Genomic DNA, 14,975 nt, shown 5'->3' on the forward strand with positions numbered 1-14,975 from the left:
ATCAATGACATGGTTACCTCCTAATCGAGGTGACCGGCCAAAAGGGGGATGCTCAGTTTGATGGGCGAGGCTGATCTGTTGCGCCGCCGGGCGGAGGGATATCTGGTCGGCCTGGTTGTGCGCTATGGCGAGCTCGAGGGGCCGGGCGCGGCGGCGACGGTGTGCCACCAGCTCGGGATTAGCGCCTACCGGGCCCGCCGGCTGGCCAAGACTGCCGAGAGCCTCAAAGCCATGCCGCAGATTCTCGGTGCGGTCCAAGACGGACACATCTCCGCCGACCAGGGAGCGGTGGTCGCCGAATCGCACAAGCGGGCACCAATGAGCGCACAAGACCAGCAGGAGTTGCTGGATCTGGGTGGCTGGCAGGGCCACGATGAGTTCAAGAAGTCAGTCGTCGCCCGCGAGGACCAGCGTCGCGCCGATGACGGGATGGGCCGCGCCGAGCGCCAAAGGGCTCGGCGCTCCTTCAAGGTGTTCGACGGCAGCCGCGGCATGGTCGTGCTGCACGCCGAACTGGATCAAGTGGCCGGTGAGCGGGTCAAGAGCGCCGTTTCGGCTCTGAGCGCCAAGATGCTCGCTGACGACATCGCCTACGATCCGATCCGCACCTTCGAGCAGCGCAACGCCGATGCGCTGGTCGCCCTGATAACCCAGCAGCCCGACGCCAGCACCCCAACTGAGGCGGCGGAGGGTGCGCCGGATTGCGGGATCAAGCCGCAGAAGACGGTGCTGGTGGTGTCCGCCGACTACGACGCCATCGAGGGCCGGCTCAAGAACGCCGGGTTGATCGACGGGACGCCCATCGAGCTCGACGAACTCCGCCGCCTCGCTTGCGAAGCGCAGATCGTGCCGTTGATCTTCGGATCCGACGGACAGCCCCTCTACATGGGAAGAGCCCAAAGAGCAGTCACCAAGGCCCAGAAGCTGGCCCTGTACCGCAGAGACCGTGGCTGTGTGGGCTGCGGCATCAGACCCCAGGCCTGCGACGCCCATCACATCCAACCATGGGACTACAACGGGCCCACCGACATGAACAACTTGGTGCTGATGTGCCCCAAATGCCACACCAAAGTGCACAAACACGGCCATACAGTCGAACACAACGCCCAAACCGGCCGGCACCGCCTGCTACCCCCACCCCGGCCCAGCCCCAGAGCCCACCCGCCACCACAACCGTTACCCCGCCAACAACGGGCCGCCGCCTGAAACCACGCCCCCAACCACCGCACACCCCATCGCCATGATTTGATGGAGCCCGTGCGGATACCGATGCCGAAGCTCGCTGGACTGGCGATCAGTCTGCGGCGCCAACGGCCTACCCATGAGCGCCGTGTCACGGGCCACCAACGTCCACACCCGACCCGTCATCAACTTACTCGCCGGACGGACCGGGGGAGACCAGCCCATCATCTGGCGGCTAGAAGCCGGGTTGGGGGTCCCGCTGTGGAGCGGCGAGCACACCGGCGGAGCGCGATGAACAGACGACAACGTCCTCTAGTCTCAGCGGGGCGATGACCGACCAATCGACAGAAGCCCGCCGTTCCAAGTGGTTGCGGTATCCGGCGGTGTTCTGCGACTGGCATCACAAATTGACATGGGAAACCGACGGGGAAGGGTTCTACTGATGCTCGTTGCTCCAATCTCGCAGCATGAGCTGCATCACGGTCACGTCGAGCCAGCGGCCGAACTTGCGGCCTACTTCGCGCTCGATGCCCACTACTTCGAAGCCTGCGGAGCGGTGGACGGCCACTGATGCCTCGTTGCCTCCAGAGATTCGGGCGATCACGGTGTGGAACCCGTGGCTCTGGGCCAAGGCGATCAACTCCAGCAACAGCGCCCGGCCAACGCCCTCACCTCTTTGGTCGACATGGACATACACCGAGTTCTCCACCGTGGTGTTGTAGGCAGGTCGAGTGTGGAAGGGCGACAGGGAGGCATATCCGATCACGGTGTCGTCATCTCCGTCGGGCGTGGCCACCAGCACCGCGTGGACACCGCTGCGATCCTGCAACCAGGCCTGCTGCGCGGCCAACGACCGGGGCTCGATGTCGAAAGTGCTGGTCCCGTTCAGCACCTCGTAGTTGTAGATCTCACGGATGCCTTCAGCGTCAGCCGGCCGGGCTGCTCGAATGGCCACGGGCTGCACCGTACCGTCCGCCACCTCCCAATTCTGGCTTTCCCGCCGCAGGTACAGAGTGGCAATATTTACGTCGCATAGGGATAGAGTTCCCAGCCCGCCTCCTTAGCTCAGTCGGCAGAGCGTTTCCATGGTAAGGAAAAGGTCGAGAGTTCGATTCTCTCAGGAGGCTCAGGGTCTCCTACGCGGCATCCAGCCGCTGGGGAGCTCCGGGGCGGCGTAGCTCAGTCGGTAAGAGCGCTCGACTCATAATCGAGAGGTCGCCAGTTCGAGTCTGGCCGCCGCTACTACTCTCCCTTTCGCTCCCTTGGGGGCCGGGGATAATCTGGCCCCATCGAACCAGCAGCATCTCGTGAGTCCGTCCCCGAAGACGCCGCGCTGGTGGAAGCCGCCCGCCGCGGCGACCGCGACGCGTTCAACGAACTCGTCCGATCCACCTACCGGGACATCTACGCCCTGGCCTACCGGCTCACCGGCAACCCCGACGACGCCGGTGACGTGGTACAAGACGCCTATGTCCGGGCCTACCGCGCCATCCGCCGCTTTCGGGGCGACTCCAGTTTCTCCACCTGGATGTACCGCATTACCAGCAACTGCGCGTCCACGCATTTGAGCCGCCGAACCCGCCAGCGCACCGAGGAACTGAGCGACGACGTCCCCATCGTCGATCTGCGGCCCGAGCAGGACCCGAGCCTGCGAGCCGAGGCGGCTATTCTTCGCCATCACATCGACCGGGCGATCCGCGCGCTACCCGATCGCCTACGGCAAGTGGTGGTGCTGCGCGATCTGCACGACCTCTCCCATAGTGAGATCGCCGCCGAGTTGGGCATCACTACCTCGGCGGCCAAGGTCCGGCTCCACCGGGCCCGACAGCGGCTGCGCGCCGTACTTCAGCGCACTTCAGAGCTGGGGGCCGATCAAACAGAGCCAACCGCCCAAGAAGCACCAGACGAGGGGGCCTCATGACCAACGATGCCTCCCAGTCATTCGACCACCGCTCTCCGACCGAGGCGCCCCCCACCCTGGTGTGGAAGGTCATGGCCCGCCTCGACCGGTACGACCGCCGCCGCCAGCTCATCAGGCGCTTCTTGGCCGCGACCACGCTGGCGGTGATTACCGTCTTCTTCCGCCGCCGCTCACGCCGGTAAACCGCCCCGGTTTTGTATTGCGGACGCCTACCGTTGGCACGGTAGCCTTGTCTTGCCCCTAACGAACGAAGGGCAGTGGCTCAATTGGTAGAGCACCGGTCTCCAAAACCGGCGGTTGGGGGTTCGAGTCCCTCCTGCCCTGCGCAAGCGATCCCGTCTCCGTAGTGCCGGGCGCACTGGAGTCAACATGACCGACCTGAACAGACAACAGAAGAGGATGGCCAAGCGGCAGGGCTTCGTCGACGAAGAAGGCACCCCGGTCCGCGACCGCCGCCAGGCCAGGAATCAGCCCCGGCCCGGGGAAGAGCGGGTTGGTCCGGTGCAATTCCTGCGCGAGGTTCGCGGCGAACTCCGCAAGGTTTCGTGGCCCCGGCGCGAGGAAGTCGTCAACTACTCCATCGTGGTGCTGGTAGTTCTGGTGCTGCTAACCACCGCCATCGGCCTGCTCGACTGGGGCTTCAGCGAAGCCATCCTGAAGTTGTTCGATCGATGAACCCTGAGGTAGACGAAACCGCGATGACCGATCTCTTCCCCACCACCGACACGGCCGACTCGGGATCCGAAACGGCTGACTCCGTCGAGGCTGGCGACGCCGAAGCCGCCGCCCCACCGGTTGATGCCGCTGAGGCCGCCGCGGCATTGCTGCCCACCGGGCCGGTCGCCGAGCCCGACGTTGAGATCGCCGACATTGAAGGAGCCGACTTTCAGGAAGACGCCGCGGTGGCAGAGCACCCGGTCGAGGTGATCGATGCCGAGGAGTTGGTCTACGAGAAGGACGAAGATCAGACCGAGACCATCAGCCCCTATGACATGCCTGGGAAGTGGTATGTGGTCCACACCCAGTCGGGCTATGAGAACAAGGTCCAGCAGAACATCGAAGCCCGCCGCAAGACCATGGACATGGAGAGCCATATCCACGAAACCGTGATTCCCATGGAAGACGTGGTGGAGTTCAAAGCCGGCAAGAAGGTCACCACCAAGAAGAAGATGTTCCCCGGTTACCTGCTGGTTCGAGCCGAAATGAACGATGTCTCCTGGGATGTAATCCGCAACACCCCCGGTGTGACCGGCTTTGTGGGACATGGTCGAAGGGGCAGCAAGCCGTCGGCCCTGAAGCGCAAAGACGTGGAGAACTTCCTTCAGGTCAAGACCGACGGCGAACAGACCGTCCGCCGCACCAAGCCTCGCCTGCTCTACGAGGTGGGCGAGACCATCCGAGTCAAAGAGGGCCCGTTCGCCGATTTCTCCGGCGAGGTGGCCGAGATCAACGAAGACCAGCTCAAGATGAAGGTCCTCGTCAATATCTTCGGCCGAGAGACGCCAGTCGAACTCGAGTTCTCCCAAGTGGCGAAATTGTAGGAAGATTCGAATTCCCCCAAGTCGCCAAGCGGCAAGAAGACCAAGCCAGAAGGGGCAGAGCCATGGCTCAAAAAAAGGTAGCCACCACCATCAAAATCCAGATACCCGCCGGCCAGGCCACTCCGGCGCCCCCCGTGGGCACCGCGCTGGGTCCCCATGGTGTGGCCATCATGGACTTCTGCCGGGACTACAACACCAGAACCGAGGACAAGCGGGGACAGATCATCCCGGTAGAGATCACCATTTACGAAGACCGGACGTTCTCGTTCATCACCAAGACCCCTCCCACCTCTTTCCTCATCCGGGAAGCGGCCGGACTGGAGAAGGGGTCAATGGAGCCGGGCCGAGAAGTAGTCGGCGCCATCACCGACGCCCAGTGTGCGGAGATCGCCAAGGTCAAAATGCCCGATCTCAACACCGACGATCTCGAGCAGGCCAAGCTTCAGGTGGCCGGAACCGCCCGCAGCATGGGCATAACGGTCGAGTAGCCCAGCAAACCAGCAGTCATATCCAACCGCCCGACGAGACGACCTCGCTCGGCGGGCCGACAAGACATATCCAACTGGCCTACGGGCCTACAACACTGAGGGAGCCGACATGGCGAAGAAAGGCAAGCGGTACAGCGATTCCGCCCAGCGCTACGACAAGCAGCACCCGCACACCGCCCAGGAGGGGATCGAGCTGGTTAAGAGCTTGTCGGCCGCGAAATTCGACGAGACTCTGGAGCTCGCGGCCCGACTGGGAGTCGATCCTCGCAAAGCCGACCAGATGATCCGGGGAACGGTTTCTTTGCCCTCGGGCACCGGCACCGACGTCCGTGTGGCCGTGTTCGCCCAGGGCGAGGCGGCCACCCAGGCGAGCGAGGCCGGCGCCGACGTGGTGGGCGCCGACGACCTCGCTGAGCAAGTGCAGGGGGGCAAGATGGACTTCGACGTGGCCATCGCCACCCCCGACATGATGCCGGTGGTGGGAAAGCTCGGAAAGATCCTCGGGCCCCGGGGACTGATGCCCAACCCGAAAACCGGCACGGTCACCGATGACGTGGCCCGAGCAGTGGGCGAGTTCAAGAGCGGCAAGGTGGAATTTCGCACCGACCGCCAGGGGAACGTCCATGTGCCCGTGGGCAAGGTCAGCTTTGAAGCCGACGCCCTCGTGGCCAACATCCGAGCGGTCGTGGACGAACTGACCCGGGCCAAGCCCGCGGCTCTCAAGGGCCGCTATATCCGCAAGGTCACCATCTCTTCCACCATGGGACCAGGAGTACGGCTGGATCCCGCCGACTTGGGAGCCAGTAACTGATCTGGTACCTTTTGGCGCTCACAATTTATTGATTTGCCGCAGACATCAGGCGCAGTGCCCAGCACCGCTTAATCGGCCGGCACTCTGTCCGCAACAGACCGAGGCGTCGACTGGCCTGACGAGGTGAACCCTCCCGAAACTCGTGGGGCGTTCGCACTCAGCGGCGCCCCCCTATTCGTTTTGAAGAAGAGTCTCGTTCTCATGGAGGGATCAGCAATCTGATGGAGAATCCCCGCCCCGAAAAGGTGGCCGTTGTTGAGGAAGTACGCGATCGCATCTCCTCCACCGAGGCCGTGGTCATCACCGACTACCGCGGCCTCGACGTGCCGGCCCTGGCCGATTTGCGCCGCCAGCTGCGCGATGCCGGTGGCGACTACAAGGTCTACAAGAACACCCTGACCCGCTTCGCGGCCCGCGAACTCAACTTGGACTTGGACGAGGTCCTCGTGGGCCCAACCGCGTTGGCTTTCGTCGGCTCCCGTGACGACGGCTCCCCGGGCGATGCCGTATCGCTGGCCAAGGCCCTGTGCAAATACGCCGAAGACTCCAGCTTCTTGTCGATAAAGGGCGGCGTGCTCGATGGCCAGGTGATATCGGCCGAAAAAGTGAGCGCCCTGTCCAAGCTCGGGACCCGGACCGAAATCCTCGCTGAGATCCTCGGTCTGCTGGAATCCCCCTTGACTGAGATGGCCGGATTGCTGGAAGCCCCGCTGGTCGAGATGGCCGGGCTCCTCGATGCTCCCCTGGTCGAGACAGCTGGATTGCTGGAGTCCCTCAGTGCAAAGGGCGACACCGGGGCTTGACCTGCTCTGTCTCGAAAAACTGACAACAACCAATCAACAAAGGAATGAGGAACAGCAATGTCCAAGGTAGATGAGATTCTGGACTCCATCGGGTCCATGACGGTCCTTGAGCTGTCCGAGCTCAAAGAGGCGTTCAAAGAGCGCTTCAACGTAGAGGCCGCAGCCCCGGCCGCAGCCATGCCCATGATGATGGCGGCTCCCGGCGACGGCGGCGGTGACGGCGGCGGTGCCGCTGAAGAGCAGAGCGAGTTCGACGTGGTTTTGACCAGCGCGGGCGAAAAGAAGATCCAGGTCATCAAAGAGGTACGCACCCTCACCAACCTGGGCCTGAAGGACGCCAAAGAACTGGTGGACAACGCTCCCAAGCCGATCTTGGAGAAGGCCTCTAAGGAGGACGCCGAGAAGGCCAAGGAGCTCATTGAGGCCGCCGGCGGGGCTGTGGAGCTCAAGTAACGCACAACCAGCGAATTCCTGGCGGTCATGGCTTGTAAACCATGTCCGCACCGCGTATCATTCCCGGATACCCGCTCGCTTGTCTCCCCGGCCACGCCTTTTCTTTTGACGCGGCCGCGTTTAGGGATTCCCCCTCCCATTGACGTTCAGGGATTCGAGCAGCCAACCGGCGTTGCCCGTCTATACACATGGAGTTCACCTTGTCCGCACGTTCGGCGACCCGCGACCGCTACTCCTTCGGAAACCTGGAGGAGGTGCTGCCCCTGCCCGACCTCATTGCGGTGCAGAAGGACTCCTTCCAATGGTTCATCCGGCAAGGACTGGCTGATGCCTTCCGCGACATCAGCCCCATCAAGGACTTCTCGGAGACCCTGCAACTCGAGCTTGAGTTCGACCCCGACAATGAAGACCTGAACCCGGGCCCCCGCTGGGGCACCTCGGTGGAAGAGTGCAAAGAGAAGGACATGACCTACTCGGCACCCATCTTGGTGCAGGCTCGGTTCTCCAACCGCAACACCGGTGAGATCATCGAGCAGATCGTCTTCTTGGGCGATTTCCCGGTCATGACCGACAAGGGCACGTTCATTGTGAACGGCACCGAGCGCGTCGTGGTGTCCCAGCTCGTGCGCTCCCCCGGCGTGATCTTCCAGCCTGGCGAGCGCTTCCGACTCCGCAATCTCAGCAAGCACCAGCTCGTGACCGGCACCATCCACCCCTACCGGGGCGAGTGGATCGAGTTCGACGTCGAGCACAAGCCGGGTCGCAATCCCACCGCAGGGGCCCGCGTCGCCCGCAAGCGCCGGATGAGCCTGTTCACCCTGCTGCGGGCGTTGGGCTACGACGAGGAAAAGGCCCCCGGTTTCTTGGACCGGTTTGTGGCCCACTTCGATTTCCTGGCCGATCAGTGGGAGAGCGACAAGCATCAGCACGCCACCCAGGACGAGGCCCTTCTGGAGATATACAAGCGAGCCCGTCCCGGCGAGCCCCAATCAGTGGAAGCGGCCCGCAACTACTTCCGCAACGCCTTTTTCGAGAGCCGTCGCTACGACCTGTCCCGGGTGGGCCGCTACAAGCTCGATCGCAAGCTGGGCCCAGAATTGGACCGCATCGAGGAGCTCTTCGACCTGCCGCTGCATCAACCCAAATCTGCTCCTGCCGATCTTCCGCAGCAATTTTTGCGTCCCGAGGCCGATCAGCCGGTGCTGTCACCTGTTGAGGTGCTGGCTACCTGCACCTATCTTCTGCATCTGGTGAAGTTCGAGCCGGGCTACCGCCTCGACGATCAGGACCACTTCGCCAACCGCCGCATCCGCTCGGTGGGAGAGCTGATCCAGAACCAAGTGCGCATCGGCCTTTCCCGGATGGAGCGGGTGGTGCGCGAGCGCATGACCACCCAGGACGTGGAGGCCATCACCCCCACCTCGCTCATCAACAACCGGCCGGTGGCCGCCGCCATCAAGGAGTTCTTCGGCACCAGCCAGCTCTCGCAGTTCATGGACCAGGTGAATCCCCTGTCGGGCCTCACCCACCGCCGCCGCCTGTCGGCGTTGGGACCAGGTGGCCTGTCGCGGGAGCGAGCCGGGTTCGAAGTGCGAGACGTCCACTTCTCCCACTACGGCCGGATGTGCCCCATAGAGACCCCCGAGGGCCCCAACATCGGCCTGATCGGCGCCTTGGCCTCCTACGGCCGGGTCAACGAGTTCGGCTTCATCGAATCCCCCTATCGCAAGGTCATCGATGGCCAGGTCACCGACGAGATCATCTGGCTGGCTGCCGACGACGAGGAGGAGTACGTGGTCGCCCAGGCCAACGCGCCCCTCGACGATCAGAACCGGTTCGTAAACGACCGCGTGCTGGTGCGGCGCTCTCCCCAAGCCGCGACCATGAAGGGTTTGCAGGCCCAGCTCGAGCAGGAGGTGTTCTTCGGGGCCACCACTGAGATCTCCTCAGTGCCCCCTGATGAGGTCCAGCTCATGGACGTCTCCCCAAAGCAGATCGTCTCGGTCGCCACCGCGCTGATCCCCTTCCTCGAGCACGACGACGCCAACCGGGCCCTCATGGGGGCCAACATGCAGCGCCAGGCGGTGCCTTTGGTCCGGCCTGAGGCGCCGTATGTGGGAACCGGCATCGAGGGCAAGGCCGCCCGCGACGCCGCCGACATGATCATCGCCCAAGAAGACGGCACCGTCACCGACGTGGCCGGCGACAGCATCACGGTGGACTACAAGAACGCCGGCTCCACCAGCTACAAGCTGATGAAGTTCGAGCGGTCCAATCAGGACACCTGCATCAACCAGAAGCCGCTGCTGAATGTGGGCGAGCGGTTCCGCAGGGGCCGCATCCTGGCTGACGGCCCGTCGACCGACAACGGCGAGATAGCCTTGGGCAAGAACCTGTTGGTGGCCTTCATGGCCTGGGAGGGCTACAACTTCGAGGACGCCATCATTCTGAGCGACCGGCTCGTCCGGGACGACGTGCTCACCTCCATCCACATCCACGAGCACGAGATTGATGCCCGCGACACCAAGCTCGGCCCCGAGGAGATCACCCGAGATATCCCCAACCTGTCGGAGGAGATCCTGGCCGATCTCGACGAAGAGGGAATTATCCGCCCCGGTGCCGAAGTCGGCCCCGGCGATGTGCTGGTGGGCAAGGTGACCCCCAAGGGCGAGACCGAGCTGACTCCCGAGGAGCGCCTGTTGCGGGCCATATTCGGGGAGAAGGCCCGAGAGGTGCGCGATACCAGCCTCAAAGTCCCCCACGGAGAAAACGGCAAGGTTATCGACGTCAAGAAGTTCAATCGCTTCGCCGGCGATGAGCTGCCCCCCGGTGTGAACCAATTGGTTCGGGTGTATGTGGCCCAGAAGCGGAAGATCTCCGTGGGCGACAAGCTGGCCGGACGGCACGGGAACAAGGGAGTCATCTCCAAGATCCTCCCGATGGAGGACATGCCCCATCTGGCCGACGGCACTCCGGTGGACATCATCCTGAACCCACTGGGGGTTCCCTCCCGCATGAACGTGGGCCAGGTCCTGGAAGCCCATTTGGGCTACGCCGCCCGCTGGGGCTGGGATTCGAACGGCACGGTCGGCCCGGAGCCCGAGCGGGGCGACGGACGCAAGACCAGGCCCACCACCCGGGCTTCCACTCTGGTGTCGACCCCGGTGTTCGACGGCGCCCACTGGGACGAGGCCGGGCACTCCGGCCAACACCCCACTATCCAACAGCTCCTGGCGAACATCAAGCCGGAGACCGTTGACGGTGAGCGCCTGATCGGAGAAGACGGCAAGGCCGTGCTTTTCAACGGGCGCACCGGAGAGCCCTACGACAACCGGATCATGGTCGGCTACATGTACATGCTGAAGCTGGCCCACCTGGTGGACGACAAGATCCACGCCCGCTCCACTGGCCCCTATTCGATGATCACCCAGCAGCCCCTGGGCGGCAAGGCCCAGTTCGGCGGCCAGCGCTTCGGCGAGATGGAGGTCTGGGCGCTGGAGGCTTACGGCGCGGCCTACTGCCTCCAGGAGCTGCTCACCATCAAGTCCGACGACGTGCTGGGCCGGGTGCGGGTGTACGAGGCCATCGTCAAGGGGGACAACATCCCCGAGCCGGGTATTCCGGAGAGCTTCAAGGTGCTCATCAAGGAGATGCAGGCCCTTTGCCTGAACGTGGAGGTGAGGGACACCGCTGGCCAGCAGGTGGAGATCACCGAATTGGACGACGACGCCTTCCGCACCTCTGAGGAGCTGGGCATCGATATTTCCCGGCCTGAACGGGGCTCAGACGACGAAGACGACCGCCGTGTTATGGGGAGGAGCTTCTAGATGTTGGACGTCAATGCATTCGACCAACTCTCCATCGGACTGGCCACCGCCGATGCCATTCGGACCTGGTCCAACGGTGAGGTGAAGAAGCCCGAGACCATCAACTACCGCACGCTCCGTCCCGAAAAGGACGGCTTGTTCTGCGAGAAGATCTTCGGTCCTACCAAGGATTGGGAGTGCTATTGCGGCAAGTACAAGCGCATCCGCTTCAAGGGCATCATTTGCGAGCGATGCGGCGTGGAAGTCACCCGTTCCAAGGTGCGCCGCGATCGGATGGGCCACATCGAGCTGGCCGCTCCTGCGGTCCACATTTGGTACTTGCGGGGCACGAGGTCGTGGCTGGCCTATCTGCTGATGGGCACCGAGCCCAAGGAGGAGTTGAAGGCCAAGCAGCTGGAGAAGGTCATCTACTTCGCAGCCAACCTGGTAATCGAGGTCGACGAGGAGGAGCGCCACCGGCGGCTTCCCGAACTCGAACGGGAGAAGCACGAAGAGATCGAGGCCATCCGAGAGGAGCTTCAGGAGAGCAAGAACGAGCGCTTGGCCGAACTGGAGGAGGAACTCGAGTCCGCCGACGCCAAGGACCTGGACAAGCGCCAGAAAGCGGCCGAGAAGGACCTGCTGGCCCTCGACGAGGAATACGCTGAGGAAATCGAGATGGTGGAGAGGGCCTTCGAGGAATTCTCCAGCCTGTTCCCCCGCAAGATCGTCGAGGACGAAGAACTGTGGAGGGAGATGGAGGACCGCTACGGCGACCTCTTCACCGGAGGCATGGGCGCGGCGGTAATCGCCACGCTCATAGACAGCGTCGACCTCGACGAGGAGGAGCGCAAGCTCCGGGAGCAACTCGATCCCCCCGAAGGCCAGAAAAAGCTCTCCCAACAGCGGGAGCAGAAGGCCATCAAGCGGTTGAAGATCGTGTCGGCGTTCAACCGGCGCGATCAGCACGGCCGTCGCATCAATGATCCCCGGGCCATGATCCTGGACGCCGTCCCGGTCATCCCCCCAGAACTGCGCCCCATGGTGCAGCTAGACGGTGGCCGCTTCGCCACCTCCGACCTGAACGATCTCTACCGACGGGTCATCAACCGCAACAATCGCCTCAAGAGGCTGCTGGATCTGGGCGCACCCGAGATCATCGTCAACAACGAGAAGCGCATGCTGCAAGAGGCAGTCGACGCCCTTTTCGACAACGGCCGCCGGGGACGTCCGGTGACCGGTCCGGGCAACCGGCCCCTCAAGTCGCTGTCCGACATGCTCAAGGGCAAGCAGGGGCGTTTCCGCCAGAACCTCTTGGGCAAGCGGGTCGACTACTCCGGCCGCTCGGTCATCGTGGTCGGTCCCACTCTCAAACTGCACCAATGCGGCCTCCCCAAGCTGATGGCCTTGGAGCTGTTCAAGCCCTTCGTCATGAAGAAGCTGGTGGAAGAGGACCTGGCCCAGAACATCAAGTCGGCCAAGCGGATGGTGGAACGTCGCCGTCCCCAGGTGTGGGATGTGCTCGATGAGGTAATCCAAGAGCATCCCGTGCTGTTGAACCGGGCGCCGACCCTGCACCGGTTGGGCATCCAGGCGTTCGAGCCCGTGCTCGTGGAGGGCAAGGCCATTCAGATCCACCCGCTGGTGTGTACCGCCTTCAATGCCGACTTCGACGGCGACCAGATGGCTGTCCACCTGCCCCTGTCGGCCCAGGCTCAGGCCGAGGCCCGAGTGCTCATGCTGTCGGCCAACAACGTGCTCAGCCCCGCTCACGGCCGTCCTTTGGTCACACCCGGCCAGGACATGATCATCGGGGCCTACTACCTCACCGAAGAAGTGGAAGGCGCCGTAGGCGAGGGGCGGGTTTTCCGCCACCAGCACCAGATTGAGCGGGCCTACGAAGCCGGCGAGGTCGAGCTTCACGCTCGCATCGAGTACCGCATCCCCCAGTTGGTGGAGACGCCGGCCAACGGCGACGCCGCCACCTACACCCCCACCACGGTGGGAAGAGTGCTGTTCAACAGCACCCTGCCCGACGACTTCCCCTATGTGAATCGGGTGGCCACCAAGCGGGATATCACCACCATCGTGGACAAGCTGGCCCAGCAGTACACCAAGGAAGTCGTGGCCCGCAGCCTCGACGCCCTGAAGAACTTGAGCTTCCAGTTCGCCAGCCAATCCGGACTCACCGTCTCGGTGGACGACATCAAAGTCCCCCACGACAAGAAGACCATCTTGGACCGCTACGAGAAGGAAGCCGACAAGGTCGAGAATCAGTTCCGACGGGGCATCATCACCGACGGTGAGCGCCGCCAGAAAGAGGTGGAAATCTGGACCGAGGCCACCGAGAAGGTGCGCCAGCGCATGGAGGCGGTGCTCCAGTCCGAGAAGTTCAACCCCATCGACATGATGGTGGGCTCCGGAGCCCGTGGAAACATGATGCAGGTCCGTCAGATCGCCGGCATGCGCGGTCTAGTGGCCAACCCCCGCGGCGACATGATTCCCCGTCCCATCAAGAGCAACTTCCGCGAGGGTCTGGCGATGCTCGAGTACTTCATCGCCACCCCCGGTGCCCGCAAGGGCCTGGTGGACACCGCCCTGCGCACCGCCGACTCCGGCTATCTAACCCGCCGCCTGGTCGATGTGGCCCAAGAGGTCATCATCAACGACCGAGACCCGTTCGAATCGGGAGGGCCGGTTCGGGGCATCTGGATCAACGACGTCATGCCTGATGAGCCGGGCAAGCGGACCTACCTGGAGACCCGCCTGTTCAGCCGCACCCTGGCTGACGACGTGACCCTGGGCGATGGCACCGTGTTGGAGCGGGGCTCCATCGTCGGCGACGAGGAGATGGCCCTGCTGCGCGACGACCCCACCGTGACCCGGGTCCGCGTGCTCTCCCCCCTTACCGACGACTCCGAGGTGGGCATCAGCCGAGCCTCTTACGGGCTCTCCCTCGCCACCGGCCAGCCCATCGAGGTGGGCGAGGCCGTGGGCGTGATCGCGGCCCAGTCCATCGGTGAGCCGGGCACCCAGCTCACCATGCGGACCTTCCACACCGGTGGCGTGGCCGGCAAGGACATCGCTGGCGGTCTGCCCCGCGTCGTGGAGCTGTTCGAGGCCCGCACTCCCAAAGGCAAAGCCGAGCTCACCAGGATCTCTGGGGTCGTTCGCCTCACCGAGGAGGACGGCAAGGCTAGCCGGATGTCCGTGGTGGGCGATGACGGCGCCGAGTGGTCCATCGTCATAGATCCGGCCTGGAAGCTGGCGGTGGCCGAAGACCAAGAGGTGTCTGCCGGTGATTCGGTGGCCCAGGCTGACGGACCCCGCGATCCCAAGGAGCTACTGGAAATCCGCGGTGTGCGAGAGACCCAGCAGTACCTCGTGGACGAGGTGCAGCGGGTGTATCGAGACCAAGGCGTGTCCATCCACGACAAGCACATTGAGCTGATCGTTCGCCAGATGACCCGTCGAGTGGCCATTCAGGAACCGGGCGACTCCGAATTCCTGCCCGGCGAGCGGGTGGACTCCCAGATTTTCACCAACGTGAACCGCGCCTTGGCCCAAGAGGGCAAGCGCCCTGCCGAAGGGCGGCCCGAGCTCATGGGGATCACCAAAGCCTCCCTGGCCACCGATTCCTGGCTGTCGGCCGCGTCGTTCCAGGAAACTACCCGGGTGCTCACCGAAGCCGCTATCGAGTCTCGCCAAGACAAGCTCGTCGGCCTCAAGGAGAACATCATCATCGGCAAGCTGATCCCAGCCGGGACCGGCATGGAGATGTACCGGGAGATTGCCACCCACGCTCCCGACTTCACCCCGATGGAGTACTACACCTCCGCAGATGAAGACATTGACCTGGCAGATCAGTTTGCCCAGTGGGTTTCAGCGGCCGATGCCGCCGAGGCCGACGTGTTGCCGATGGGGAACTTAGGGGCGTAAACTTAGAATTGGAGCGCAGCCTTCGCTGCGC

At 63.6% G+C, this 14,975-nt stretch carries 13 protein-coding genes and 3 tRNA genes; 15 read left to right on the forward strand and 1 reads right to left on the reverse strand.

Features of this window, described 5'->3' with window-relative positions; genetic code table 11:
- Positions 1-60 precede the first annotated feature (60 nt).
- Both OXG30_00410 and OXG30_00415 read left to right on the forward strand, forming a co-directional pair.
- The gene (locus OXG30_00410) at positions 61-1,206 is read left to right on the forward strand and encodes a DUF222 domain-containing protein (GenBank protein ID MCY4133372.1); all 1,146 of its coding nucleotides are present in this window, start codon (positions 61-63) and stop codon (positions 1,204-1,206) included.
- A 115-nt stretch (positions 1,207-1,321) separates the two neighbouring features.
- Positions 1,322-1,477 carry a hypothetical protein gene (locus OXG30_00415; protein MCY4133373.1) on the forward strand — a complete coding sequence of 52 codons (156 nt, stop codon included), beginning with the start codon at positions 1,322-1,324 and terminating at the stop codon, positions 1,475-1,477.
- 141 nt (positions 1,478-1,618) lie between these two features.
- On the opposite strand, the gene OXG30_00420 is transcribed toward OXG30_00415, so the two are convergent.
- The gene (locus OXG30_00420; protein MCY4133374.1) at positions 1,619-2,161 is read right to left on the reverse strand and encodes a GNAT family N-acetyltransferase; all 543 of its coding nucleotides are present in this window, start codon (positions 2,159-2,161) and stop codon (positions 1,619-1,621) included.
- 75 nt (positions 2,162-2,236) lie between these two features.
- On the opposite strand from OXG30_00420, the gene OXG30_00425 reads away from it, so the two are divergent.
- From OXG30_00425 to OXG30_00485, 13 genes are all read left to right on the forward strand, one after another.
- Positions 2,237-2,309 (forward strand) — tRNA-Thr (locus OXG30_00425).
- Positions 2,310-2,350: 41 nt separating this feature from the next.
- A tRNA-Met gene (locus OXG30_00430) sits at positions 2,351-2,424 on the forward strand.
- A 94-nt stretch (positions 2,425-2,518) separates the two neighbouring features.
- Positions 2,519-3,103 (forward strand): sigma-70 family RNA polymerase sigma factor, encoded by a 585-nt coding sequence (locus OXG30_00435; GenBank protein MCY4133375.1) that lies wholly within the window; start codon positions 2,519-2,521, stop codon positions 3,101-3,103.
- Positions 3,100-3,285, forward strand: coding sequence for a hypothetical protein (locus OXG30_00440; protein ID MCY4133376.1), 186 nt, complete (start codon positions 3,100-3,102; stop codon positions 3,283-3,285). Before OXG30_00435 ends, OXG30_00440 begins: the two co-directional genes overlap by 4 nt.
- A 69-nt stretch (positions 3,286-3,354) precedes the next feature.
- Positions 3,355-3,427 (forward strand) — tRNA-Trp (locus OXG30_00445).
- 75 nt (positions 3,428-3,502) lie between these two features.
- The gene (secE, locus tag OXG30_00450; GenBank protein MCY4133377.1) at positions 3,503-3,778 is read left to right on the forward strand and encodes a preprotein translocase subunit SecE; all 276 of its coding nucleotides are present in this window, start codon (positions 3,503-3,505) and stop codon (positions 3,776-3,778) included.
- Positions 3,779-3,801: 23 nt separating this feature from the next.
- Positions 3,802-4,644, forward strand: a complete 843-nt coding sequence (gene nusG / locus OXG30_00455; protein MCY4133378.1) for a transcription termination/antitermination protein NusG — start codon at positions 3,802-3,804, stop codon at positions 4,642-4,644.
- 62 nt (positions 4,645-4,706) lie between these two features.
- Positions 4,707-5,132 carry a 50S ribosomal protein L11 gene (gene rplK, locus OXG30_00460; protein ID MCY4133379.1) on the forward strand — a complete coding sequence of 142 codons (426 nt, stop codon included), beginning with the start codon at positions 4,707-4,709 and terminating at the stop codon, positions 5,130-5,132.
- Between the two features lie 109 nt (positions 5,133-5,241).
- Entirely contained in the window at positions 5,242-5,943 is a 702-nt protein-coding gene (gene rplA, locus OXG30_00465; protein ID MCY4133380.1) for a 50S ribosomal protein L1, read from the forward strand.
- Between the two features lie 221 nt (positions 5,944-6,164).
- Complete coding sequence (rplJ, locus tag OXG30_00470) at positions 6,165-6,746, forward strand: 50S ribosomal protein L10 (protein ID MCY4133381.1); 582 nt, start codon at positions 6,165-6,167, stop codon at positions 6,744-6,746.
- Between the two features lie 57 nt (positions 6,747-6,803).
- Positions 6,804-7,199, forward strand: a complete 396-nt coding sequence (gene rplL, locus OXG30_00475; GenBank protein ID MCY4133382.1) for a 50S ribosomal protein L7/L12 — start codon at positions 6,804-6,806, stop codon at positions 7,197-7,199.
- Between the two features lie 188 nt (positions 7,200-7,387).
- Positions 7,388-11,026, forward strand: coding sequence for a DNA-directed RNA polymerase subunit beta (locus OXG30_00480; protein MCY4133383.1), 3,639 nt, complete (start codon positions 7,388-7,390; stop codon positions 11,024-11,026).
- Entirely contained in the window at positions 11,027-14,944 is a 3,918-nt protein-coding gene (locus tag OXG30_00485; GenBank protein ID MCY4133384.1) for a DNA-directed RNA polymerase subunit beta', read from the forward strand. It abuts the gene before it with no gap.
- The last annotated feature ends 31 nt before the right edge of the window (positions 14,945-14,975 follow it).

The organism is bacterium (assembly GCA_026708015.1).
Classification (GTDB): domain Bacteria; phylum Actinomycetota; class Acidimicrobiia; order Acidimicrobiales; family Bin134; genus Poriferisocius.